At 60.3% G+C, this 23,985-nt stretch carries 21 protein-coding genes; 13 read left to right on the forward strand and 8 right to left on the reverse strand.

The features are described from left to right. Positions 1–84: 84 nt before the first annotated feature. Positions 85–987, reverse strand: a complete 903-nt coding sequence (locus KI237_RS05125; protein WP_212799065.1) for a chemotaxis protein CheV — start codon at positions 985–987, stop codon at positions 85–87. A gap of 221 nt (positions 988–1,208) precedes the next feature. Further along, the gene (gene norR, locus KI237_RS05130) at positions 1,209–2,765 is read right to left on the reverse strand and encodes a nitric oxide reductase transcriptional regulator NorR (protein WP_212799066.1); all 1,557 of its coding nucleotides are present in this window, start codon (positions 2,763–2,765) and stop codon (positions 1,209–1,211) included. Positions 2,766–2,917: 152 nt separating this feature from the next. Here norR and hmpA point away from each other — a divergent pair, with 152 nt between their 5' ends. The 7 genes from hmpA (at position 2,918) to cyoE (ending at position 11,091) form a co-directional block, all read left to right on the forward strand. After that, a complete protein-coding gene (hmpA, locus tag KI237_RS05135) occupies positions 2,918–4,099 on the forward strand; it encodes an NO-inducible flavohemoprotein (RefSeq protein ID WP_212799067.1) in 1,182 nt (393 codons plus the stop codon). 859 nt (positions 4,100–4,958) lie between these two features. Next, positions 4,959–5,468, forward strand: a complete 510-nt coding sequence (locus KI237_RS05140) for a disulfide bond formation protein B (protein WP_212799068.1) — start codon at positions 4,959–4,961, stop codon at positions 5,466–5,468. 776 nt (positions 5,469–6,244) lie between these two features. Then, positions 6,245–7,192, forward strand: coding sequence for a ubiquinol oxidase subunit II (gene cyoA, locus KI237_RS05145; RefSeq protein ID WP_212799069.1), 948 nt, complete (start codon positions 6,245–6,247; stop codon positions 7,190–7,192). 3 nt (positions 7,193–7,195) lie between these two features. Continuing rightward, entirely contained in the window at positions 7,196–9,226 is a 2,031-nt protein-coding gene (gene cyoB / locus KI237_RS05150; RefSeq protein WP_212799070.1) for a cytochrome o ubiquinol oxidase subunit I, read from the forward strand. A gap of 3 nt (positions 9,227–9,229) precedes the next feature. Then, a complete protein-coding gene (locus KI237_RS05155) occupies positions 9,230–9,856 on the forward strand; it encodes a cytochrome o ubiquinol oxidase subunit III (RefSeq protein WP_003205395.1) in 627 nt (208 codons plus the stop codon). Then, positions 9,857–10,192 (forward strand): cytochrome o ubiquinol oxidase subunit IV, encoded by a 336-nt coding sequence (gene cyoD, locus KI237_RS05160; RefSeq protein ID WP_003205394.1) that lies wholly within the window; start codon positions 9,857–9,859, stop codon positions 10,190–10,192. It abuts the gene before it with no gap. An 11-nt stretch (positions 10,193–10,203) separates the two neighbouring features. Continuing rightward, entirely contained in the window at positions 10,204–11,091 is an 888-nt protein-coding gene (gene cyoE / locus KI237_RS05165) for a heme o synthase (RefSeq protein ID WP_003178131.1), read from the forward strand. A gap of 196 nt (positions 11,092–11,287) precedes the next feature. Here cyoE and KI237_RS05170 read toward each other — a convergent pair whose 3' ends face one another. From KI237_RS05170 to KI237_RS05185, 4 genes are all read right to left on the reverse strand, one after another. Continuing rightward, positions 11,288–11,992: a hypothetical protein gene (locus KI237_RS05170; protein WP_212799071.1), complete on the reverse strand. Its 705-nt coding sequence runs from the start codon at positions 11,990–11,992 to the stop codon at positions 11,288–11,290. A gap of 139 nt (positions 11,993–12,131) precedes the next feature. Next, complete coding sequence (locus KI237_RS05175) at positions 12,132–12,875, reverse strand: DUF72 domain-containing protein (RefSeq protein WP_212799072.1); 744 nt, start codon at positions 12,873–12,875, stop codon at positions 12,132–12,134. A 91-nt stretch (positions 12,876–12,966) separates the two neighbouring features. Beyond that, entirely contained in the window at positions 12,967–13,980 is a 1,014-nt protein-coding gene (locus KI237_RS05180; RefSeq protein ID WP_212799073.1) for a sensor domain-containing diguanylate cyclase, read from the reverse strand. 204 nt (positions 13,981–14,184) lie between these two features. Continuing rightward, entirely contained in the window at positions 14,185–15,102 is a 918-nt protein-coding gene (locus KI237_RS05185) for a LysR family transcriptional regulator (RefSeq protein ID WP_212799074.1), read from the reverse strand. A gap of 99 nt (positions 15,103–15,201) precedes the next feature. Between KI237_RS05185 and KI237_RS05190 the strand changes: the two genes are divergently transcribed. After that, the gene (locus KI237_RS05190) at positions 15,202–16,377 is read left to right on the forward strand and encodes an aspartate aminotransferase family protein (RefSeq protein WP_212799075.1); all 1,176 of its coding nucleotides are present in this window, start codon (positions 15,202–15,204) and stop codon (positions 16,375–16,377) included. Between the two features lie 151 nt (positions 16,378–16,528). Further along, positions 16,529–17,263, forward strand: a complete 735-nt coding sequence (locus KI237_RS05195; protein WP_003205385.1) for a YiaD family glycine zipper/OmpA-like lipoprotein — start codon at positions 16,529–16,531, stop codon at positions 17,261–17,263. A gap of 458 nt (positions 17,264–17,721) precedes the next feature. Here the strand turns inward: KI237_RS05195 and KI237_RS05200 are convergent, their stop codons facing one another. Then, positions 17,722–18,156 carry a Z-ring associated ZapG family protein gene (locus KI237_RS05200; protein WP_046063603.1) on the reverse strand — a complete coding sequence of 145 codons (435 nt, stop codon included), beginning with the start codon at positions 18,154–18,156 and terminating at the stop codon, positions 17,722–17,724. A 147-nt stretch (positions 18,157–18,303) separates the two neighbouring features. Between KI237_RS05200 and KI237_RS05205 the strand changes: the two genes are divergently transcribed. The 3 genes from KI237_RS05205 to zapE all read left to right on the forward strand — a co-directional run bounded on the left by KI237_RS05205 (position 18,304) and on the right by zapE (position 21,498). Beyond that, a complete protein-coding gene (locus tag KI237_RS05205; protein WP_212800555.1) occupies positions 18,304–18,933 on the forward strand; it encodes an alpha/beta hydrolase in 630 nt (209 codons plus the stop codon). Positions 18,934–18,957: 24 nt separating this feature from the next. Next, on the forward strand, positions 18,958–20,313 hold the full coding sequence (locus tag KI237_RS05210; RefSeq protein ID WP_212799076.1) for a tryptophan--tRNA ligase: 1,356 nt from the start codon (positions 18,958–18,960) through the stop codon (positions 20,311–20,313). A gap of 90 nt (positions 20,314–20,403) precedes the next feature. Then, on the forward strand, positions 20,404–21,498 hold the full coding sequence (gene zapE / locus KI237_RS05215; protein WP_212799077.1) for a cell division protein ZapE: 1,095 nt from the start codon (positions 20,404–20,406) through the stop codon (positions 21,496–21,498). A 183-nt stretch (positions 21,499–21,681) separates the two neighbouring features. On the opposite strand, the gene KI237_RS05220 is transcribed toward zapE, so the two are convergent. Further along, complete coding sequence (locus KI237_RS05220; protein ID WP_212800556.1) at positions 21,682–22,578, reverse strand: GlxA family transcriptional regulator; 897 nt, start codon at positions 22,576–22,578, stop codon at positions 21,682–21,684. A gap of 244 nt (positions 22,579–22,822) precedes the next feature. On the opposite strand from KI237_RS05220, the gene KI237_RS05225 reads away from it, so the two are divergent. Continuing rightward, positions 22,823–23,959 carry an acyl-CoA dehydrogenase family protein gene (locus KI237_RS05225; protein ID WP_003205367.1) on the forward strand — a complete coding sequence of 379 codons (1,137 nt, stop codon included), beginning with the start codon at positions 22,823–22,825 and terminating at the stop codon, positions 23,957–23,959. Positions 23,960–23,985 lie beyond the last annotated feature (26 nt).

Raw genomic sequence — 23,985 nt, forward strand, 5'->3', positions numbered from 1 at the left:
AGTATGCCTGAGGTCGGGACAGTGTTCAGAGCCCGCGCGGATCGCAGCCTCCAGGGGCTCGGCCCGCATTGACGTGGGTGGGTTTCAACGACCCTGTGCGGTGACGGCCTTGGCTGCTGTGATCAGGCACTTAGTCAATTCGGGCGACGAGAACTTGGTGAGTACCCCGTTTGCGCCGGCCAGTCGCGCTTTCTCACTGTTCATGGCGCTGTCGAGCGAAGTGTGCAACAGCACGTAGAGGTGAGCGAAGTCCGGCGTTTCCCGCAGAGTCCGGGTGAGGGCGTAGCCGTCCATTTCCGACATTTCGATATCGGAAACGATCAGGTTGATCTCTTGCGCGGTGCCCTGCAGCTCCAGCAGGCAATCGATGGCTTCCTTGGCACTGCGGGCGGTATGGCATTGCAGGCCCAGGTTGCGCAGGGTGTGCACCGATTGTTGCAGTGCGACCTGGCTGTCATCGACCACCAGGATCCGGGCGTTGCCCAGGACCTCGGCGTCTTCCATGCTCAGTTCGGTCGGCGCGGTTTCGATCTGCGCCGGTGCGATGCCATGGATGACCTTTTCGATGTCCAGTACCTGCACCAGCGTGCCGTCCACCGAGGTCACGCCGGTGATGAACGAACGCACGCCGCCGGAGCCGTAGGGCGGTGGTTTGATGTCGGTGGTCAGGCAATGCACGATCTTGCTCACCGCCTGCACATGCAAACCCTGCTTGGAGCGGCTGACGTCAGTGACGATCAGGCAGCCACCATCCGGGTCTTCCAGCGGCCGCTCGCCAATGGCGCGGCTCAGGTCGATCACCGACAACGATGTCCCGCGCAGGGTGGCGATGCCTTTGACGTGCGGATGCGCCTCCGGCAGCTTGGTCAATGGTGGGCAGGGAATGATTTCGCTGACCTTGAGCAGGTTGATTGCCATCAGCTTGCCGCTGCGCAAGGTAAACAGCAGAAGCGAAAGTGAATCTGCGCGGGCTTTGTTGGAAGACATAAAAACCTTCTGTGGAAAAAGGTGGGGCGAGCATACCGATCGCCAGAACAGCTTGTGATATTGGGTTATCGACTTGTTGGGGACAGGCTTTAGGGCGAAAGCTGTCGACAGTCAATTTCGAGTAGGCGGCCTGCGGATACTCACCTTGTGGCGAGGGGATTTATCTGTGGCGAGGGGATGAATCTCCTCGCCACAAGAGCGGCCCGTGACAGAGAAATAGGTTACTTGAGCCCCAGCCGCCGGGCCATCCGTCCCAGGTTCGCCCGGTCCAGGCCCAGCTCCCGGGCGGCGCTGGCCCAGTTGTGCTGGTGACGCTCCAGGCAGGCGGCGATCAGCTGGCGCTGGAACTCGTCCACCGCTTCGCGCAAGTCCCCCGTCACCTGCGCCATGGTCGGTGCCGGGCTGGTGGACGAAGGTGTGGGGTTATCCACAGGGGCCTGGGGCAAATCCAGGTCCTGGGCACTGAGGCTGAGAATTTTCGGGCGCGTCGCGCACCGGCCCAAGGCCTTCAGGGCGCTACGCCCGATCAGGTGTTCCAGTTCGCGCACATTGCCCGGCCAGTCGTAGGCCAGCAGTGCAGCCTGGGCGTCGCTGGTCAGGCGCAGGCTGCCCAGGCCCATGCGCGAACGGTTTTGCTCCAGGAAAAACCCGCTGAGCAGCAGTACGTCCCGTCCGCGATCACGCAGCGCCGGCACTTGCAACGGGTACACACTCAAGCGGTGGTAGAAGTCGGCCCGATAACGGCCGTTGCGCACTTCTTCGGCAAGGTCGCGATTGGTGGCCGCGATCAGGCGCACATCGACCCGGTGTTCCTTGTCCGAGCCCAGGCGTTGCAGTTGACCGCTTTGCAGCACGCGCAGCAATTTGGCCTGGACGGTCAGGGACAACTCACCCACTTCGTCGAGGAACAAGGTGCCGCCGTCGGCCAGTTCGAACTTGCCGCGCCGGTCGTTCGTGGCCCCGGTGAAGGCACCGCGTACATGGCCGAAGAGTTCACTTTCCACCAGCGTATCGGGCAGGGCGGCGCAATTGAGGCTGATGAGTGGCTGCTCGGCGCGTTTCGACGCGGCATGGATGGCCTGGGCGACCAATTCCTTGCCCACGCCGGTTTCGCCGGTGATCAATACCGTCAGGTCGCTGCTGCCCACCAGCGTGATCTCTTCCACCAGGCGCTTATGGACCTTGCTCTGGCCGACCATGTCGCGAGGTTGCTGGCCGCTGGCCTGGCGATAGACCTCGGCGCGGCGGTGCTCGTCTTCGGCCTTCAGGGCCAGGCGCTCGATGCGCTCGGCGGCGCTGACCGTGGCGGCGGCGAGGCTGGCGAAGGCTTGCAGGGCACTCAGGTCAATGGGCTCGAAGCGCTCCGGGTCCAGTGAATCCAGGGTCAGCAGGCCCCAGGGCCGTTCGTCGACGAACAGCGGGCAGCCCATGCAGTCATGAACCTCCAGATGTTCGGCGAGCCCCTCGACCAGTCCGTCGTACGGATCGGGTAGGCCGCTGTCGGCGGCGAAGCGGGTGGGCTGCGAGTTGGCCAGCAGTGTTTCGAAGCGCGGGTGTTCGCTGACCCGGAATCTGCGGCCCAGTGTATCGGTGCTCAAGCCATCCACGGCGAGCGGCACCAGGCAGTCGCCGTCCAGGCGCAACAACGCCGCCGCATCGCAGGGCAGCAGCGTTCGCAAGGTGCCGAGCAGGCGACGATAACGTTCGCCTTCAGGCAGTTCGCGGGACAGGTCGGCCACCAGTGGCAGCAGGGAGGTCAGCAGGGCGGTTGCGGTCATAATGACTCCATGTAGTCGTAACGACTATAAGGTGCGCCGTGTCGATATGACTACATTGTTTTTAACTGTCTGATATTTAAGTAAAAAATTTATGGCATGGAAACTGATAAGGCTTGCCTAACTGTTATCGGTCATACGCCAGGAGTCACCCTATGCTCAGTCGAGAAGAACGCGCCATTATTCGCTCCACCGTTCCGTTGCTTGAAAGTGGTGGTGAGGCGCTGATCACTCACTTCTATCGCATGATGCTGTCCGAATACCCGCAGGTGCGCCCATTGTTCAACCAGGCTCACCAGGCCAGTGGCGATCAACCGCGGGCCTTGGCCAACGGAGTGTTGATGTATGCGCGGCACATTGACCAGCTCGATCAATTGGGCGACCTGGTGGCGAAGATCGTCAACAAGCACGTTGCCCTGCAGATCCTGCCGGAACATTACCCGATTGTCGGTTCGTGCCTGCTGCGAGCAATCGCCGAAGTGCTGGGCGCAGAGATCGCCACGCCCGAAGTGATTGCGGCGTGGGGCGCCGCCTACAACCAGTTGGCCGATATCCTGATCGGCGCCGAAGCCGGCATGTACGAGAAGAAGGCCGAGGCGCCGGGCGGCTGGCGCGGCGAGCGTGAATTCATCTTGACGGCCAAGGTCCAGGAAAGCTCGGAGATCACCTCGTTCTACTTTGAACCTGCCGACAAGGGCCCGATCCTGTTGGCCGAGCCGGGCCAGTACATCGGCATGAAGCTCATGCTCGATGGCGAGGAAGTGCGCCGCAACTATTCACTGTCAGCCCTGGCGGACAATGGTCAATACCGTATCAGCGTCAAGCGCGAGCCGGGCGGACGGGTGTCCAATCACCTGCATCATCATTTCGACGTCGGCAGCCGCATCCAGTTGTTCCCGCCGTCCGGGGATTTCTACCTGACTGCCAGCGACAAACCGCTGGTGCTGATCAGTGGCGGCGTCGGCATCACCCCGACCCTGGCCATGTTGCAGGCGGCGCTGCAAACCGAGCGGCCGGTGCATTTCATTCATTGCGCGCGCAACGGCCGTGCCCATGCCTTCCGCGACTGGATCGACGACCTGGCCAAGCGGCATCCGCAGCTCAAGCGCTTCTACTGCTACGACGAAGACGACGGCTTGAGCCCGGCGGCCGACAAGGTTGGGCTGTTGAGCCAGGAGCAACTGGCGCAATGGTTGCCGCAGCAACGTGACGTGGACGCCTATTTCCTCGGGCCGAAGGGCTTCATGGGCGCCGTCAAGAGCCACCTCAAGGCCTTGGGCGTGCCGGAGCAGCAGAGCCGTTACGAGTTCTTCGGCCCGGCGGCGGCGCTGGAATAAGGTCGCGGTAAACCGGGAGACCGTCATCGCGAGCAAGCTCGCTCCCACAAGGGGATTTGCGCTGGACACGACTCCTGTGAACATCGCAAAAAACTGTGGGAGCGAGCTTGCTCGCGATGGCATCGGTACGTGCAACATCGATGCAAGCTGACCCACCGCTTTCGCGAGCAAGCCCGCTCCTCCCACAAGGGGATTTGCGCTGGACACGACTCCTGTGAACATCGCAAAAAAACTGTGGGGCGAGCTTGCTCGCGATGGCATCGGTACATGCAACATCGATGCAAGCTGACCCACCGCTTTCGCGAGCAAGCCCGCTCCTCCCACAAGGGGATTTGCGCTGGACACGACTCCTGTGAACATCGCAAAAACTGTGGGAGCGAGCTTGCTCGCGATGGCATCGGTACATGCAACATCGATGCAAGCTGACCCACCGCTTTCGCGAGCAAGCCCGCTCCTCCCACAAGGGGATTTGCGCTGGACACGACTCCTGTGAACATCGCAAAAAAACTGGGGCGAGCTTGCTCGCGATGGCATCGGTACATTCAACATCGATGCAAGCTGACCCACCGCTTTCGTGAGCAAGCCCGTTCCTACCCTGGATCTGTGTGGGTGACAAAATCCGCGTCCGCCACAAATCCCCTGTGGGAGCGAGCCTGCTCGCGATGGCGGCGGCAGGTCCATCCTGGGTCCAACTGGCCAGAATTAATCCGCACTTAACCTTCTTGCTGTCTATTCCCTTCCAATGTCGACGCCCGCTGCTCGTTCACTGTCATGGTCTGCGTGTAGACTTCGGGCATCCGACCGCGCGCCCGAGTGTTGCCGTGTTGCGCGTCGATCCATGCAGACAAAGGGAAACGCAATGAGTGAGGAAATGATGCGCTTAGGCCGTGAGCGGCGCTATCTGGCGCTGCTGGGGCTGATCTGCCTGGCGCTGATCGGCGGTGCGCTGTATATGCAGGTGGCGCTCGGTGAGGCGCCGTGCCCGCTGTGTATCTTGCAACGCTATGCGCTGTTGCTGATCGCGATCTTCGCCTTCATCGGTGCTGCCATGCGCACCCGCCGCAGCCTGACAATCTTCGAAGGCCTGGTGGTGCTCAGCGCCCTGGCCGGTGCCGGTGTGGCAGGGCATCACGTGTACACCCAGTTCTTCCCCGCGGTCAGTTGTGGCATCGACGTGTTGCAACCGATTGTCGATGACCTGCCGCTGGCGAAGATTTTCCCACTGGGCTTTCAGGTCGATGGCTTTTGCTCCACCCCCTACCCACCGATCCTGGGTCTGTCCCTGGCCCAGTGGGCACTGGTGGCCTTCGTGTTGACCGTGGTGCTGGTGCCGTTGCTGGTGTCGCGTAACCGTAAACAGAATCGCTGAAACACCCCAATGAAACGCCCCGGTTTCTCTCCTGGAGAGCCGGGGCGTTTTGCGTTTCACTCTCGAGCGGGGTCGTCCTTGATTCGGGGCAAGAATGGCCTGCGACAATGTGCGACATGTTGTCACATATCTTGAGGCGCTCGGCCTTTGCGAGGGCGATTAAGCGTTTCTTCCTGTAATAAAAAAACGCCTGCTTTGGCACGGGACGCATCAATGGCAGCAGGCATTTTTAACAGCGAAGCGTCAGTTGCTCAAAGCCCCGAAAACTGGGCGCTTGCCAGGCAAAAAACCTCTTGGCGATTCTCCCGAGCTGTCTAAATCGGGCGTAGTAGACCTACGTTTTTTGGGGTTCTTGTTGAGAATTAATTTCGATAACATGCTTGCCCGTTGCAGTATCGGCAAGAGATTGTTGCTGGATCGGATAAAAATTATTTCGGGATGAGACATGGTCTACAGCGCGTCAGCTCACTACAATCGCCCGCACCGATTTTCCGACCCGGCTCAAGCTTGAGCATGAGAGTGGTCGAAGGGCGCCAGCGCCCCATGCGACCCCAGGTGTCGGTGCCTCCAACTATCCGCACCAAATGGAATTGGGCTTGAACTAGGCCTTTGACCAACGAATAAGAACTCACTGCTGGCCCAGGATGTGTCGAACAGCCGCTGACGTTCGACGGGCAGCCCTTATTCAATCCAAGAAAAATGCCAACCCTTGGCAGGGTGAAGTGTTGGCGATCAAAACCCAACTGCATTGCGCAAGCTGCTTTAGAGGTCGTGAGATGAGTAAAAACAGGTACCCCCGATTACTAGGCTTGCTGCCGCTGCTCGGCACGTTGCTGCTGGGAGGCTGCAACATGACCCTGCTCGATCCCAAGGGCCAGGTCGGCCTGGATGAACGAAACCTGATCATCACCGCTACGCTGCTGATGTTGCTGGTCGTTGTGCCGGTCATCGTCATGACCTTCCTGTTCGCCTGGAAGTACCGCGCAACCAATACCAAGGCCACCTACACGCCGAAATGGTCGCACTCGACCAAGATCGAAGTGGCGGTGTGGACCATTCCGGTGTTGATCATCATTGCCCTGGGTTATGTCACCTACAAGTCGACCCACGCCCTGGACCCGTATCGTCCGCTGGAATCCGACGTCAAGCCGATCACCATTGAAGTCGTCGCGCTGGACTGGAAGTGGATGTTCATCTATCCGGAGCAAGGCATCGCCACCGTCAACAAAATCGTGTTCCCGGCCCACACGCCGATCAACTTCAAGGTCACTTCCGACTCCGTGATGAACTCGTTCTTCATCCCGGGCCTGGGCGGCCAGATCTACGCGATGGCGGGCATGCAGACCAAGCTGCACCTGATCGCCAACCAGAACGCCGAACTCGACGGTATCTCCGCCAACTACAGCGGCGCGGGTTTTACCGGCATGAAGTTCAAAGCAATCGCCACGACCCAGGAAGATTTCGACGCCTGGGTCAACGATGTGAAGAAGGCACCTAAACAGCTTGAAAAAGCTGAATACGAAGCCCTTTCCAAACCGAGCCAGAACAACCCAGTCGAACTCTACTCGTCGGTTACGCCGAACCTGTTCCAGACCATCATCGACAAGTATGAAGGGATGAATCCGGGCAAGCCGATGCATCACGAGAAGAACGAGAAGGAACTGGCCCACAACATGGAAGGGATGGACATGAGTTCGCATTCAGCTGCCGGGGCAGAGGAGTAAACGATGTTTGGTAAATTAAGTTGGGAAGCGATCCCGTTCCACGAGCCGATTGTCATGGTGACCCTCGCCATCATCGCACTCGGTGGCCTGGCGCTGTTCGCGGGGATCACCTACTTCAAGAAGTGGACCTACCTGTGGACCGAGTGGCTGACGTCGGTCGACCACAAGAAAATCGGCGTGATGTACATCGTCGTCGCCATGGTCATGCTGCTGCGTGGTTTTGCCGACGCCATCATGATGCGTACCCAGCTGGCCATGGCCACCGAGGGTTCGCCGGGCTACCTGCCGCCTGAACACTATGACCAGATCTTCACCGCCCACGGTGTGATCATGATCATCTTCATGGCGATGCCGTTCTTCACCGGCCTGATGAACCTTGCAGTGCCGCTGCAGATCGGCGCCCGCGACGTGGCCTTCCCGTTCCTGAACTCCTTGAGCTTCTGGCTGCTGGTATCGGGCGTTGTGTTGATCAACCTGTCCCTGGGCGTTGGCGAATTCGCCAAGACCGGTTGGGTTGCCTATCCGCCACTGTCGGGCCTGCAATACAGCCCGGGCGTGGGGATGGATTACTACATCTGGGCGCTACAGCTATCCGGGCTGGGTACGACGCTGACGGGGGTCAACTTCCTCGCCACCGTGGTCAAGATGCGTACCCCGGGCATGAAGCTGATGGACATGCCGATCTTCACCTGGACCTGCACCTGGGCCAACGTCCTGATCGTCGCTTCCTTCCCGATCCTGACCGCTACCTTGGCCCTGCTGACGCTTGACCGCTACATGGATTTCCACATTTTCACCAATGAACTGGGTGGAAATCCGATGATGTACGTGAACCTGTTCTGGGCCTGGGGTCACCCTGAGGTGTACATCCTGATCCTGCCGGCGTTCGGGATTTTCTCCGAAGTCATCTCGACCTTCTCCGGCAAGAAACTGTTCGGCCATCACTCGATGATCTACGCCTCGGGCGCGATTTCGGTGCTGGGCTTCATGGTTTGGCTGCACCACTTCTTCACCATGGGGTCGGGCGCTAGCGTCAACGCCTTCTTCGGCCTGGCGACGATGCTGATTTCGATCCCGACGGGGGTGAAGCTGTTCAACTGGCTGTTCACCATCTATCAGGGCCGCCTGCGTTTCACCAGCCACGTCATGTGGACCCTGGGCTTCATGGTGACCTTCGCCATCGGCGGCATGACCGGCGTATTGCTGGCCATCCCGGGTGCTGACTTCGTGTTGCACAACAGCCTGTTCGTGATTGCGCACTTCCATAACGTGATCATCGGCGGCGCCGTATTCGGCTACATCGCAGGTTTTGCCTTCTACTTCCCGAAAGCGTTCGGCTTCAAGCTGCACGAAGGCTGGGGCAAGGCTGCGTTCTGGTTCTGGATCACCGGCTTCTTCGTCGCGTTCATGCCGCTCTATGTACTGGGCTTCATGGGCATGACCCGCCGTCTGAACACCACCACCAACCCTGAGTGGGTGCCGTACCTGTACGTCGCCATGTTCGGTGCGGTGATGATCGCTGTGGGTATCGCCTGCCAGCTGATCCAGTTGTACGTCAGCGTGCGTGATCGCAACAAGCCAGAGAACATGTGCGAACACGGTGACCCGTGGAATGCCCATACCCTGGAATGGTCGACCTCTTCGCCACCGCCGTTCTACAACTTTGCCGTGCTGCCAAAAGCAGACGTCATCGACCCGTTCACCGAAGCCAAGGAAAACGGCACCGCGTACCCGGCCCCGGCCAAGTACGAGCCGATCCACATGCCCAACAACACCGCTACCGGTGTGGTCATGGGCGCGCTGCTGACCGTGTTCGGTTTCGCGATGATCTGGCACATCTGGTGGTTGGCCATCGCCAGCCTGGTCGGCACCGTGGTGTATTTCGCTATCCATGCTGCCCGTGACGATCAGGGCTACATGGTGCCGGTGGATGTCATCGAGCGCATCGAAGCCGAGCAGCACAAACGTCTGGTAGCGGCCGGGAAAGTCCCTGCCACCGCCACCCGTGTTGAAACCTCGTTGGAACAGGCTTAAACCATGTCGAACTTAGTGACCACTGTTGGACACGCCCATGGTCATGACCATGGGCACGATGACCATCACCACGACTCGGGCGAGATGACCGTATTCGGTTTCTGGCTCTACCTGATGACCGACTGCATTCTGTTTGCGTCGATCTTCGCAGCGTACGCGGTGCTGGTTAACAACGTCGCCGGTGGCCCATCGGGCCACGACATCTTCGAACTGCCGTACGTACTGGGCGAAACCGCGCTGCTGCTGTTCAGCTCGATTACCTACGGCTTCGCCATGCTGGCGTTGTTCAAGGGCAAGAAAACCCAGGTCCTGGGCTGGCTGGCCATGACCTTCCTGTTCGGTGCCGGCTTCATCGGCATGGAGATCAACGAGTTCCACATGTTGATCTCCGAGGGTTACGGCCCTAACCGTAGCGGCTTCCTGTCCGGGTTCTTCACCCTGGTCGGCACCCACGGTCTGCACGTGACCAGCGGCCTGATCTGGATGGCGATCATGATGTACCAGGTCCAGAAAAACGGCCTGACCGCCACCAACAAGACGCGCCTGAGCTGCCTGAGCCTGTTCTGGCACTTCCTGGACGTGGTGTGGATCTGCGTATTCACCGTTGTTTATCTGATGGGGACCCTGTAAATGGCTAACGCACATTCCCATGATGGCCACGACGCCGGCCACGGCAGCGTCAAGTCCTACGCCATCGGTTTCATCCTGTCGGTGATCCTGACCGTCATCCCGTTCGGCCTGGTGATGTACCCATCGCTGCCCAAGAGCCTGACCCTGTGGATCGTCCTGATCTTCGCCGTGGTCCAGGTACTGGTGCACCTGGTGTACTTCCTGCACCTGGACCGCTCCGCCGCCCAACGTAACAACGTGGTCGCGTTTGTCTTTGCTGCGATCGTGATTGTCCTGCTGGTTGGCCTGTCGTTGTGGATCATGTTCAGCATCCACACCAACATGATGGCGCACTGAGGAAAGTCCGGATGTCCCTGAAGCACTTTATCCAAATCACCAAGCCGGGGATCATTTTCGGTAACGTGCTTTCTGTGGCAGGCGGTTTTTTCCTGGCCTCCAAAGGGCATGTCGATCTGGCCATCTTCCTGGCGGCAATGATCGGCACGTCCCTGGTGGTCGCGTCCGGTTGTGTGTTCAACAACTGCATCGACCGCGACATCGACATCAAGATGGAGCGCACCAAGAACCGCGCGCTGGTCCAGGGCCTGATTCCGGTGCAACTGGCCCTGGCGTTCGCCACGGTGCTGGGCGTGGCCGGTGTCGCGCTGTTGTACTGGGTCGCCAACCCGTTGGCGGCGTTGTTCGCGGTGATCGGTTTTGTCATCTACGTTGGCCTCTACAGCCTGTACCTCAAGCGCAAGTCGGTCCACGGCACGCTGGTGGGCAGCCTGTCGGGGGCGATGCCGCCGGTGATCGGTTATGTGGCGGTGAGCAACAGCTTCGACATGGCTGCGCTGACGCTGCTGGTGATGTTCAGCCTGTGGCAGATGCCGCATTCCTACGCCATCGCGATCTTCCGCTTCAACGACTACCTGGCGGCCTCGATTCCGGTGCTGCCGGTCAAGCGCGGCATCCGGGTGGCCAAGAAGCACATCCTGCTCTACATCCTGGCCTTCCTCGTGGCGACCTTGATGCTGACCTTCAGCGGCTACGCCGGCATGAGTTACCTCGCCGTCGCTGCCGCCATGGGCATGTACTGGCTGTACATGGCCTGGACCGGCTACAAGGCGGTGGATGACACGGTGTGGGCACGCAAGCTGTTCGTGTTCTCGATCTTCACCATCACCGCGCTGAGCGTGATGATGTCCCTGGACTTCAAGGTGCCGAGTGAGCTGCTGCTCACCTACGCGCCTTAAGCTTCAGACGCTGTAAAAAAAGCCCCGCCTTCGAGAGAAGCGCGGGGCTTTTTCATGCTCGCCATGTCGGACATTGACGACATCCCTGTGGGAGCGAGCTTGCTCGCGATAGCGGTGTGTCCGCTTGCAAGGATATTGAGCCTGCTGGCGCCATCGCGAGTGAGCTCGCTCCCACAGGGGTAGATCGACTTTGGTGTTATTGCTGGGCGATGCTGTAGCCGTCGAAGGCCTTTTGCTGTTGCAGGGCGGTGACGATGCTTTTGCGGGTGGCCTGTTGTTCGGTGCCGTCATTGTCCAGGAAGGTTTCGCTCTCCAGCTCGGCTTCGTCGCCTTCGCCTACGAAATTGAAGCCCAGGAACTCGAAGGCTTCGCGGTCGACGTTCGGCTTGGAGCGTGGTGTGCGCAGGGGCAGGGTGACGCTGATGCCGTCCTTGCTGATGACAAACACGTCGGCTTCCTTCTTGGCCCGCGAGGCCTTGCCCTTGCTGCCGCTTGGGTTGCTGATGGCCTGGTGGGTCTGGTTCAGTACTTTCAGGGCCAGGCCGTAGACCAGTTCCTGGAACGACGGGTCGTCCTTGTAGCTGGAGAGAATACGGCTGATCGGAAAGCGGCTGCTCAGGTCTTCCAGGGCCGCGAAATCGGCGGCTTCGGCGTCCTTGAGTTGTTTGAGCTGGCCCATCAGTTCGTAGGCCTTGTCGTCGTCGAACGCATCGTGAGCCTGACGGATGGCATTGCGCAGTTCGCGGATCTGGTCGCTTTCGCGGTTCGACTGGAACGCATCGAGAACCATCTCACTGATGCTTTTGGCCTGGGGCAGATGCTGTGAAAGATTGATGGAGTTTTCGTATTCCGCTTTGGACGACAGGGTGATTACGGATTCAGCGGTGTTGGAATCGGACATTGAAATTTCACTACTTCTGTTAGCGGGATGAGGCGAGAAAGGCATTGAGCTTTTTTCCGGTCGCCTAATCTATTGGACGCGGGCGGTGTTGTCACGGTCGGACCGGTAGCAGCTGACCATTTGTTGTCGGTGGCGGGTTTCAGTGGTGCATCAGGTCCAGCAATCGCAAGGCATCGCTCGTCGCGGCGCCGCTGGCGGTGTTGTCGAAGATGCACCAGGTCGGTGTGTCGGGGTCGGCTTGCAACGTTCGGGCGAGGCGTTCCAGCCAGGCGTCTTCGTAAGCTGAGTAGTAAATTCGTGGTGAACCGTGCAAGCGGTAGTAGCGAATGCCGGACCAGCCTGCGGGTTGATCGCCGCCGGGCAAGGGTGACGGATCGGCGGCGACACGGCCGATGCATTCGTCTTGCAGCATCGCTGCGGCCTGGGGTACGAGCCAGCTCGGGTGTCGCGGCTCAAGCACTGCGTAACCCTGATAACGGTCCCGCAAGGCCTTGAAGAACGCCCCGGCCACTGCGGCATCGAAGGCCAGCGACGGTGGCAACTGAATCAACAGGCAACCCAGCTGTTCTCCCAGTTGCGAGCATTGCCCGAGGAATTCATCCACAAGTCCTTCGCAGTCGATCAGTCGCCGTTCATGGGTGATCTGCTTGGGGACTTTGACCGAGAAACGAAAATCCCGGGCCACGCTGGCTGCCCACTTTGCATAGGTGGCGGGACGGTGAGGGCGGTAGAACGAGCTGTTGATTTCCACGGCCGGGAATCGGCTGCTATAGCGTTGCAAATGAGTCCCGTCGACCGCAAAGGCCGGCCAGTGCTCTCGGGGCAGCGACCAGCCGGCGCAGCCCAGGTAAAGGCGGGGGAAGGAGGGAGGTCGAGTCGGCAAGGGTGAAAGCCTGATTGCTAGGGATACAGCCTATGACCGCTGCCCGCGCCTCATGTCTGCATTCTTTTTTGCCTGCGGGCCTGGGCTCGGTTCATTCACAAATCACATTCTTGCCCGACATCTTGGAGCGATACAGCGCCTGGTCCGCCCGGTGCAGTAACGCCGCTTGCTGTTCATTCTCGAGTCGCTGCACGACACCAAAACTCATGGTGATCTGGAAGTCGCCCACCGGCAGCAGGTCGGACAGGCCCCGGTGAATGCTCTCTGCCAGCAGGCGGGCATCGGCCAGGGTGGTGTTGGGCAAGATCATGATGAATTCGTCACCGCCCCAGCGCACCAGCAAGTCTGCGTCGCGCTCGCAGCGCTTGACGCTCTGCACCACTTGTATCAACGCGGCGTCGCCAAAAGCGTGGCCGTAGCGATCGTTGATTTCCTTGAAGTCATCCACGTCCATGGCGATCAGCGACAACGACTCGCGAAAACGCTGCGCGCGTTCACAGGCCAGCGGCAGCGCCTGGTCCAGGCGATAACGGTTGGCGACCCGGGTCAGGGCGTCGGTTTCGGCAAGCCTGCGGTTTTCGTCGAGCTGGACCTGCAACTGATGGTTGACCCGGGACAGTTCGCGGGTGCGTTCTTCGATCACGGCTTCCAGGGATTTGTTGCGCCGTTCCAGTTGTTCGAACAGGCGTTTCTTGTCATCGATACTGCGGTGGGCGCCGATCATGCGCGCCACCGTGCCGTCCGGGTTACGGGCGATCACATAGCCGCGATCCTCGATCCAGATGTAGGTCCCGTCGCGGGTGCGGCAGCGGTATTCGGCCTGGTAGCCGTGGGATCGTTGTTCCAGGTAGTTGTCGAACAACGCCATGACCCGTGGATAGTCATCCGGGTGGATCACGCTCTCCCAAGTCAGCACGGTGTTGTCCAGTGAATGAGGCAGGTAGCCAAGCATCGTGTACCAGCCGGGGTTGCGGTAGACGAAGCCGGTGTTGGCATTCCAATCCCAGATGCCATCGCTGACCAGTTCCAGGATGGTGTGCAGTACGCCTTCGTCCAGATCGGACAGGTCGAACCGCAGCATATCGATGTTCGAGGCGTCTCCCATCGTCGTTCCCTCAATCAGCCTTGATATCAAAATGCTCGTCCAAGGAGCAAGAGTAGCTGATGGGAGGCGGGGTCACTAGCGGGGGACGCCTTGAGCGTAGGAGCTGTCGAGCGCAGCGAGGCTGCGATCTTTGGATCTTTCGCTTGGGGCTCAAGTGCCTGGGAAAAGATCGCAGCCTCGCTGCGCTCGTCAGCTCCTACGTCATCATTCGGCTGGGGTGGAGGGTTTGCCCCATTTCTCCAGTGCGAACTCGACAAAACTGCGCAGTTTCGGCAAACGGTAGCGATCCTGCGCGTACATCAGGCTCATTGGGCGATGGGGCAACTGGTAGTCCTGCAACAACGCCACCAGGTGACCATCCTTCAGGTCCTGGGCCACCAACGCATCGGGCAGCATCACCACGCCCATCCCGGCCAAGGCGGCGCGATGCAGGCCCGATGAGCTGTTGATCAGCATCGGTCCGCTCACCGGGACCTTGATCTCACCTTCCGGGCCGTTGATCGGCCAGTGATCCTGGGCAAAGCGCCATTCGTCTGCCGCCGAATAGGCGAACGACAGGCAGTCGTGCTGTTGCAGGTCTGCGGGTTTCTCCGGCGTGCCTCGCCGGGCCAGGTAAGCAGGGGAGCCGCAGATGGTCAGGGTGTAGTCCACCAACGGACGGGCAATCAGTTTCGGGTCGGGATGGCCGAGGCGGATGGCGACGTCGAATCCATGTTCGAGCAGGTCCAGCCGCTGATTGGTCAGCATCACGTCGAGCTTGACCTGGGCGAAGCGCTGGCTGAATTCGGCCAGCGCCGGGGCGAGGCGTTCGGAGCCGAAGGTCAGCGGCGCGGTGATGCGCAGGGTGCCGGTGGGCTCGCCCTGGGCTTGTTCGGCCAGGCGTTCGGAATCGGCCACCAACCCCAGCACTTCGAGACAACGCTGGTAGTAGGCCGAGCCGAACTCAGTCAGGCGCTGGCGCCGCGTTGTGCGGTTGATCAGCCGCACGCCGAGACGTTGCTCCAGTGCCCGAAGATGATTGCCCACCATGGTGGTGGACATTTCGCACGCCTGGGCTGCCGCCGTCAGGCTGCCGGTTTCTACCACCTTCACGTAAACGGTCATTGCCTGGAACAGGTCCATTATCAAGCTCGGCTTTTAAATGATTGAAGTAAAGCAGCGTTTATCCAGCCTTGGTGGCTAACCATACTGGAAAAAACCAACCAAATGGAGCTTGATGCCATGACCGCTGCCTGCCTGATGACCACTTACCAACCCCTGGCGCTGAGTTTCACCCATGGCTTGGGTACGCGCCTGTGGGACCAGGACGGCCGCGAGTACCTCGATGCGGTGGCGGGCGTGGCGGTGACCAATGTCGGCCACTCGCACCCGCGGTTGGTGGCCGCCATCAGCGAGCAGGCCGGCCTGCTGTTGCACACGTCCAACCTGTACGGCATCGATTGGCAGCAACGCCTGGCGCAAAAGCTCACTCAGCTGTCGGGGCTGGAGCGGGCGTTTTTCAACAACTCAGGCGCCGAGGCCAACGAAACCGCACTGAAACTGGCGCGCCTCTATGGTTGGCATAAAGGCATTGAGCAGCCGTTGGTGGTGGTCATGGACAATGCGTTCCACGGGCGCACCTTGGGCACGATGTCCGCCAGTGACGGCCCGTCCGTGCGGCTGGGTTTCAATCGGTTGCCGGGGGATTTCATCAAGGTGCCGTTCGGTGATCTGGCAGCGTTGGAAGCGATCCAGCAGGCTCATGCCCAGCGCATCGTCGCCGTACTGGTGGAACCGATCCAGGGCGAAAGCGGTGTGCAACTCGCACCGCCGGGCTATCTCAAGGCCCTGCGTGAACTGTGCAGCCGGCGCGCCTGGTTGTTGATGCTCGACGAGATCCAGACCGGCATCGGTCGCACTGGCCAATGGTTCGCGTTCCAGCACGAGGGCATCGTGCCGGACGTCATGACCCTTGCCAAAGGCCTGGGCAACGGCGTCCCCATTGGCGCTTGCCTGGCGCGGGGCAAGGCGGCCGAGCTGTTTACCCCTGGCAGTCATGGCAGCACCTTTGGCGGTAATCCGCTGGCCTGTCGGGTCGGCTGCACGGTGCTGGACATCATTGAGCAACAGGCGCTGGTGGACAACGCCAGGCTCCAGGGCGAACAGTTGCTGAGCCGGCTGCGCATCGAGTTGGCGGACAACCCGAATGTCTTGGCGATTCGCGGCCAGGGGTTGATGATCGGCATCGAACTCAAGCAACCGGTCCGCGACCTGGCTCTTCGCGCCGCCCGGGATCACGGTCTGCTGATCAATATCACCCGGGGCCAGACCATCCGCCTGCTGCCGCCGTTGACGATCGATGGGCGGGAAGTGGAGATGATTGTCAGGGGCGTGAGCCGCTGTCTGGCGCAGGGGTGAGGGGCGTTCGTCCGGATGCCGGTTTTTTATCGGTCAGCCGGGCGAAGCGCGACGCAGCGCGACGGAATTTTTAACGATTGCCGTGTTCCAACGCCTGCCAGAGTCGATTGCCTACGCCCTGGCACTCAGACTGAAAAACCAGGAGCATTCCATGTTCACCTCGCGTCGCTTGATCGTTGTCGCTACTGCTGTGGCCCTGTTGTCCGGCTGTGCGTCGCCTAACCCCTATGACAACCAGGGCCAGGCCTCTACCGAATCTTCGGGCATGAGCAAAACCGCCAAGTATGGTGGCCTCGGTGCATTGGCGGGGGCATTGGCCGGTGCGGCCATCGGTCACGATAACCGTGGCAAGGGTGCGTTGATCGGTGCTGCGGTGGTGGGGGCTTCCGCGGCCGGTTACGGCTACTACGCCGACCAGCAGGAAAAGAAGCTGCGCGCCAGCATGGCCAATACCGGCGTTGAAGTGCAGCGCCAGGGCGATCAGATCAAGCTGATCATGCCGGGCAACATCACCTTCGCCACCGACTCGGCGAACATCGCGTCCAGTTTCTACCAGCCGCTGAACAACCTGGCCAACTCCCTCAAGGAGTTCAACCAGAACCAGATCGAAATCGTCGGCTACACCGACAGCACCGGCAGCCGCCAGCACAACATGGACCTGTCCCAGCGTCGTGCGCAGAGCGTGGCGACCTACCTGACGTCCCAGGGCGTGAGCGGGGCCAACCTGTCGGCCCGTGGCGCCGGCCCGGACAACCCGGTGGCCAGCAACGCCGACGTCAATGGCCGTGCGCAAAACCGTCGTGTCGAGGTCAACCTCAAGGCCATTCCCGGCCAGCAGTACCAGGCACCGGCGCAACAGGGCCAGACTTACCAGCAATACCCATAACCGCTGGGTGGTAAATGAAACGGGGGCCATGCTTGCATGGCCCCCCGTTTTTTGTTGCCAGTTTCATCCGGCTTGGCGCTGAATCTTTGTGGCGAGGAGATTTATCCCCGCTGGGGCGCGAAGCGGCCCTCTAATCAAGTTACTCGGTGTGTCAGGCTGACTGAGTTGACTGAGTTGACTGTTTTGGGGCTGCTGCGCAGCCCAGCGGGGATAAATCCCCTCGCCACAACAGTGTTCACCTCAGTGGGTAGGTTTAGTTCGACCCGGCACTCAAAGTCGGCCAGAAGGTCTCGGCCGCCTGCCTGGAACGCGGCATGATCGCCCGCGCCATGCCCTACGGCGACATCCTGAGCTTCGCCCCGCCCCTGATCCCACAGGAGGATTTGAGGTGTTTTAGCACCATGAAAAAAGCCCGCCCGATCAAGTGATCGGGCGGGCTTTTGGTTGTTGCTTGGCGATTACTTCTTCAAACCGTAATGCTCATCGAGCATGCCGGGCGAATTCGGGGCCTTGGGGGCGTAGTCCCGGGGCGGTTCCTGATCCTTTGGCGGGGTCAGGCGTTCCCGTGGAGCCTGCGCCGAGTCGGCGTGCAGGGCAGCCAGCAGGCGTTGGCGAGTCTGCTCGTCCAGGGCCAGGCGATTGGCACCCTCGGACAAATGATCCTGGACTTCCTGGTAGCTCTGGGTGAGTTTTTTCACCAGGGACGCGGTGCTGTTGAAGTGAGTGACCACTTCATTCTGATAACTGTCGAAACGTTCCTGGATGTCGTCCAGCTGACGTTGCGTGCTGTTGGGCACCGCATTGGGCAGCAGTCGGGCAAGCAGGAATCCAATGGCGACACCGGCAACCAGGGCAAGAGTCGGCAACAACCAAACTAAGAGCGAGTGTTCCACGAGTCCTTCCTCTATAAACGGCTTTGCTTTACGTTAACGGCTCGGACCTGCGCTGTATACCGCGAAGAACATCGCAATCATGCCAGGCACAGACTTTAGCTAGACGAGTCGACCCTATTCGAGGTCACGGAGTTCTTTCCCTTGCTTATGCGCGAAACCCCTGTAGTCATCGATGGCCCGGTGGGCCAACTGGAAGCCTTGTACCTGGACAACGAGGCCCCCCGCGGCCTGGCGCTGATCTGCCATCCGAACCCGGTGCAGGGCGGGACCATGCTCAACAAAGTGGTCTCGACCCTGCAACGCACTGCCCGCGATGCTGGCCTGGTTACGTTGCGTTTCAATTATCGTGGCGTGGGTGCCAGTGCCGGCAATCATGACATGGGCACCGGCGAAGTGGACGACGCCCAGGCTGTCGCCCAATGGCTGCGGGAAAAATACCCGCACTTGCCCCTGACCCTGTTCGGTTTTTCCTTCGGTGGCTTTGTCGCCGCCAGCCTGGGCGGGCGCCTGGAAGTCCAGGGTCAGCCGGTCAAGCACCTGTTCATGGTGGCCCCTGCGGTGATGCGCCTGGACGAGCAGTCGCCCTTGCCGGTGAGCGGCGAGTTGACCGTGATCCAGCCGGAAACCGACGAAGTGGTCGATCCGCAACTGGTTTACGAATGGTCCGACACGCTCCAACGTCCCCATGAGCTGCTGAAAGTGGCAGAATGCGGACACTTTTTTCATGGCAAGCTGACCGATCTCAAGGATCTGATCCTGCCGCGCCTCTCGAATTGACAGCAGTCTGACAAGCGATAACCCATGACGACGCGTACCCGTATCCTGACCGGCATCACCACCACCGGCACCCCGCACCTGGGCAACTATGCCGGCGCCATCCGTCCGGCGATCCTCGCCAGCCGCGACAGCAACGCCGATTCGTTCTACTTCCTGGCCGACTACCACGCCCTGATCAAGTGCGATGACCCGCAGCGTATCCAGCGCTCGCGCCTGGAAATCGCCGCCACGTGGCTGGCCGGCGGCCTGGATGTGGACCGCGTGACGTTCTATCGCCAGTCCGATATTCCCGAGATCCCGGAGCTGACCTGGCTGCTGACCTGCGTCGCCGCCAAGGGCCTGCTCAACCGTGCCCACGCCTACAAGGCCTCGGTGGACAAGAACGTCGAGGTCGGTGAAGACCCGGACGCCGGCATCACCATGGGGCTGTACAGCTACCCGGTGTTGATGGCCGCCGATATCCTGATGTTCAACGCCCACAAGGTGCCGGTCGGTCGCGACCAGATCCAGCACGTGGAAATGGCCCGCGACATCGGCCAGCGCTTCAACCACCTGTTCGGCCAGGGCAAAGAGTTCTTCACCATGCCCGAGGCGCTGATCGAGGAAAGCGTCGCCACCCTGCCGGGCCTCGATGGCCGCAAGATGTCCAAGAGCTACGACAACACCATCCCGTTGTTCAGCAGCGCCAAGGACATGAAGGACGCGATCTCTCGGATCGTCACCGATTCGCGAGCCCCGGGCGAAGCCAAGGATCCGGATAATTCGCATCTGTTCACTTTGTTCCAGGCATTCGCCACTGCCCAACAGTCCGCCGAGTTCCGCAGTGAACTGCTGCAAGGCCTGGGTTGGGGCGAAGCCAAGAATCGCCTGTTCCAGTTGCTCGACAGCGAGCTGGGTGAAGCGCGTGAGCGTTATCACCACTTCATCGAGCGGCCATCGGACCTTGAAGACATCCTGCAGCTGGGCGCGAAAAAAGCCCGGGCCGTGGCAACGCCGTTCCTCAACGAATTGCGCGAGGCCGTTGGCCTGCGTTCCTTCGTGGCCCAGACGCAAGTGGCCGCGGCCACCAAGAAGAAAGCAGCGAAAGCCGCGCGGTTTGTCAGCTTCCGTGAAGATGACGGCAGTTTCCGCTTCCGGCTGTTGTCGGCGGATGGAGAAGAACTGCTGCTGTCGAGTCGCTTTTCAGATGGCAAATCGGCAGGTCGCGTGACCAAGGTCCTGCAACTTGGCGAAGTTTACGAAGTACATAGCGAAGCGCTTAGCTTTCGCGTCTGGATGCTTGGCGAATATATCGGCGAAAGCCCGGTATTCGCCGACAGTGCGGCAAGGGATGCTGCTATTGAGGCGCTGCACATCGCGCTGAAACCAGCCCAGGAATAAACCAGCGGCGCGGCCCGAATACGGGCCGATTGCCATTCCTGCGGGCCGTCGCTACAGTGACGGCCCGTTTTTGTTGCCTTGCTAACGAATATGACGCCCCTAGAACGATATCAAGCTGATCTGAAACGCCCGGAGTTCTTCCACGACGCAGCCCAGGAAACGGCGGTGCGGCATTTGCAGCGCCTGTACGACGACCTGGTCGCGGCGGCGAACAACAAGCCCGGCCTGTTGGGAAAATTGTTCGGCAAAAAAGACCAGGCACCGGTCAAGGGCCTGTATTTCTGGGGCGGGGTAGGCCGTGGCAAGACCTACCTGGTGGACACCTTCTTCGAAGCGTTGCCGTTCAAGGAGAAGACACGGACGCACTTCCACCGTTTCATGAAGCGCGTGCACGAGGAAATGAAGACCCTGGGGGGCGAGAAGAACCCGCTGACCATTATCGCCAAGCGTTTTTCCGACGAGACCCGGGTGATCTGCTTCGATGAGTTCTTTGTTTCCGACATCACCGACGCCATGATCCTCGGCACCTTGATGGAAGAGCTGTTCAAGAACGGCGTGACCCTGGTCGCCACCTCGAACATCGTGCCGGACGGCCTGTACAAGGACGGCCTGCAGCGGGCGCGTTTCCTGCCGGCCATTGCGCTGATCAAGGAACACACCGAAATCGTCAACGTCGACAGCGGTGTCGACTACCGCCTGCGTCACCTCGAACAAGCGGAGCTGTTCCACTTTCCCCTGGATGTCGCTGCCGAGGAAAGCCTGCGCAAGAGCTTCCGCGCCCTGACACCGGAATGCACCCAGGCCGTGGAAAACGATGTACTGATCATCGAAAACCGCGAGATCCGTGCCATCCGCACCTGTGACGACGTGGCCTGGTTCGACTTCCGCGAACTGTGCGACGGTCCCCGCAGCCAGAACGACTACATCGAGCTGGGCAAGATCTTTCACGCCGTGTTGCTCAGTGGCGTCGAGCAGATGAGCGTCACCACCGACGACATCGCCCGTCGCTTCATCAACATGGTTGACGAGTTCTACGACCGTAACGTGAAGCTGATCATTTCGGCCGAAGTCGAACTCAAGGATCTCTACACCGGCGGTCGTTTGACCTTCGAATTCCAGCGGACCTTGAGTCGCTTGCTGGAGATGCAATCCCACGAGTTCCTGGCTCGGGCGCATAAGCCGTAGGGATTTGGAACACAAAAAAAGGCCTGCGATTGCAGGCCTTTTTTGTATTTGCTGGTTTCCCACCTGACCCTGTGGGAGCGAGCTTGCTCGCGATGGCGCCGCGTCAGTCAACATGAGTGCTGCTGAACCTCCGCTTTCGCGAGCAAGCTCGCTCCCACAGTGGGGCGTTGCCAAGCCCTCGGTCTACGCCGCCTGCTGAAACTGCTGCCGATACTGGTTCGGCGACAGCTCGGTATGTTGTCGGAACAGCCGTGCGAAAAAACTCGCATCGTCGTAGCCGACTTCATAGCTGATGGTCTTGATGCTCTTGCGGCTGCCGGAGAGCAGGCCCTTGGCGGTTTCGATTCGCAGCCGTTGCAGGTAATGCAGCGGTTTGTCACCCGTGGCGGTCTGGAAGCGGCGCATGAAGTTGCGGATGCTCATGCCGTGTTCCCGGGCAACGTCCTCGAAGCGGAATTTATCGGCGTAGTGCTCTTCGAGCCATTGCTGGATCTGCAGGATGATCACGTCCTGGTGCAGTTTCTGCCCGCCGAAGCCGATCCGCCCTGGCGAATAGCTGCGTTGCACCTCATACAGAATATCCCGCGCCACGGCCTGGGCGACGTTGGCGCCGCAGAAGCGTTCAATGAGGTAAATGTAGAGGTCGCAGGCCGACGTCGTGCCGCCGGCGCAGAACAGGTTGTCGGCGTCGGTCAGGTGCTTGTCCTGGTTCAGGTATACCTGGGGGAAGCGTTCCTTGAAGGCATTGAAGAAACGCCAGTAGGTGGTGGCTTCCTTGCCGTCGAGCAGCCCGGCCTCGGCCAGCCAGAACACCCCGGTGGCTTCGCCGCAGAGTACCGCGCCGCGCGCGTGTTGTTCGCGCAGCCAAGGCAGGACCTGGGGATAACGTTGGCAGAGGGTGGCGAAATCATCCCAGAAGGCCGGCAGGATGATGACATCGGTGTTTTCCAGGCCACCGTCCACCGGCATGATCACATCGCTGAAGCTGTTCACCGGTTTGCCATCGGGGCTGACCAGCCGGGTTTCAAACGCTGGCGTCAGGCCGTGGCCCAGTTGTTTGCCATAGCGCAGGCTGGCCAGGTGGAAAAAATCCTTGGCTTGCATGAGGGTGGAGGCGAAGACCCGGTCGATTGCCAGGATGCTGACGCGCCGCAAGGGCGTGGAGGCGTGCATAGACATAATTCATCTTTATTTTTATAGGGGAAAGTGGTCAACAGACGGCTGGATCGTCTTATTTTTTGTCGGATGTGTCCAGTGTCCTGTCGTACCCCGCAGGCTTAGGCTCTGTCGGATAACCACGCCCAACAATAACCAAAGGTGCGCCATGATCCCAAGAACACTGTTCAGTCCCGAGCACGAATTGTTTCGCGACAGCGTACGAACCTTCCTTGAAAAAGAAGCCGTGCCGTACCACAGCCAGTGGGAAAAACAGGGACATGTCGATCGCCAGCTCTGGAACAAGGCGGGGGAGGCGGGCATGTTGTGTTCGCACCTCCCGGAAGCCTATGGGGGGCTGGACGCAGATTTTCTCTACAGCACGGTGGTGATCGAGGAGATCGGCCGCCTGGGGCTGACGGGGATCGGCTTCTCGCTGCATTCCGACATCGTCGCACCGTACATCCTGCATTACGGCAGCGAGGCGTTGAAACACAAGTACCTGCCGAAGCTGGTGTCGGGCGAAATGGTTACAGCCATCGCCATGACCGAGCCGGGCGCCGGATCCGACTTGCAAGGCGTGAAAACCACGGCGGTGCTGGACGGTGATGAATACGTCATCAATGGCTCGAAGACCTTCATCACCAATGGCTTCCTGGCGGACTTGGTGATTGTCGTCGCCAAGACCGACCCGAAGGCCGGCGCCAAGGGCACCAGCCTGTTCCTGGTGGAGGCGGGTACACCGGGCTTCGAAAAGGGCAAGCGCCTGGAAAAAGTCGGCATGAAGGCCCAGGACACCTCGGAATTGTTCTTCCAGGATGTCCGTGTGCCGAAGGAAAACCTGCTGGGGCAGGCCGGCATGGGCTTCGCCTACTTGATGCAGGAGTTACCCCAGGAGCGCCTGACCGTCGCCATCGGCGGCCTGGCCTCGGCCGAAGCGGCGCTGCAATGGACCCTGGACTACACGCGCGAGCGCAAGGCGTTCGGCAAATCCATCGCCGACTTCCAGAACACCCGTTTCAAGCTCGCGGAAATGGCCACCGAAATCCAGATCGGCCGGGTCTTCGTCGACCGCTGCCTGGAATTGCACCTGCAAGGCAAGCTGGACGTGCCGACGGCGGCAATGGCCAAGTACTGGGGCACTGACCTGCAATGCAAGGTGCTCGACGAATGCGTGCAGTTGCATGGCGGCTACGGCTTCATGTGGGAATACCCGATTGCCCGGGCTTGGGCGGATGCGCGGGTGCAGCGCATCTATGCTGGGACCAATGAGATCATGAAGGAGATCATTGCGCGGTCGCTTTGACGTGCTGGTGCGTTTGAGACCGCCAT

Origin of the sequence: Pseudomonas sp. St316 (assembly GCF_018325905.1) — a bacterium.
In the GTDB taxonomy this organism is placed as follows: Bacteria; Pseudomonadota; Gammaproteobacteria; order Pseudomonadales; family Pseudomonadaceae; genus Aquipseudomonas.

Bases quoted from the DNA above. Each gene is read 5' to 3' on its own strand.
- KI237_RS05125 (WP_212799065.1), bottom strand. From the start codon at position 987: ATGTCTTCCAACAAAGCCCGCGCAGATTCACTTTCGCTTCTGCTGTTT.
- norR (WP_212799066.1), bottom strand. From the start codon at position 2,765: ATGACCGCAACCGCCCTGCTGACCTCCCTGCTGCCACTGGTGGCCGAC.
- hmpA (WP_212799067.1), top strand. From the start codon at position 2,918: ATGCTCAGTCGAGAAGAACGCGCCATTATTCGCTCCACCGTTCCGTTG.
- KI237_RS05140 (WP_212799068.1), top strand. From the start codon at position 4,959: ATGAGTGAGGAAATGATGCGCTTAGGCCGTGAGCGGCGCTATCTGGCG.
- cyoA (WP_212799069.1), top strand. From the start codon at position 6,245: ATGAGTAAAAACAGGTACCCCCGATTACTAGGCTTGCTGCCGCTGCTC.
- cyoB (WP_212799070.1), top strand. From the start codon at position 7,196: ATGTTTGGTAAATTAAGTTGGGAAGCGATCCCGTTCCACGAGCCGATT.
- KI237_RS05155 (WP_003205395.1), top strand. From the start codon at position 9,230: ATGTCGAACTTAGTGACCACTGTTGGACACGCCCATGGTCATGACCAT.
- cyoD (WP_003205394.1), top strand. From the start codon at position 9,857: ATGGCTAACGCACATTCCCATGATGGCCACGACGCCGGCCACGGCAGC.
- cyoE (WP_003178131.1), top strand. From the start codon at position 10,204: ATGTCCCTGAAGCACTTTATCCAAATCACCAAGCCGGGGATCATTTTC.
- KI237_RS05170 (WP_212799071.1), bottom strand. From the start codon at position 11,992: ATGTCCGATTCCAACACCGCTGAATCCGTAATCACCCTGTCGTCCAAA.
- KI237_RS05180 (WP_212799073.1), bottom strand. From the start codon at position 13,980: ATGGGAGACGCCTCGAACATCGATATGCTGCGGTTCGACCTGTCCGAT.
- KI237_RS05185 (WP_212799074.1), bottom strand. From the start codon at position 15,102: ATGGACCTGTTCCAGGCAATGACCGTTTACGTGAAGGTGGTAGAAACC.
- KI237_RS05190 (WP_212799075.1), top strand. From the start codon at position 15,202: ATGACCGCTGCCTGCCTGATGACCACTTACCAACCCCTGGCGCTGAGT.
- KI237_RS05195 (WP_003205385.1), top strand. From the start codon at position 16,529: ATGTTCACCTCGCGTCGCTTGATCGTTGTCGCTACTGCTGTGGCCCTG.
- KI237_RS05205 (WP_212800555.1), top strand. From the start codon at position 18,304: ATGCGCGAAACCCCTGTAGTCATCGATGGCCCGGTGGGCCAACTGGAA.
- KI237_RS05210 (WP_212799076.1), top strand. From the start codon at position 18,958: ATGACGACGCGTACCCGTATCCTGACCGGCATCACCACCACCGGCACC.
- zapE (WP_212799077.1), top strand. From the start codon at position 20,404: ATGACGCCCCTAGAACGATATCAAGCTGATCTGAAACGCCCGGAGTTC.
- KI237_RS05225 (WP_003205367.1), top strand. From the start codon at position 22,823: ATGATCCCAAGAACACTGTTCAGTCCCGAGCACGAATTGTTTCGCGAC.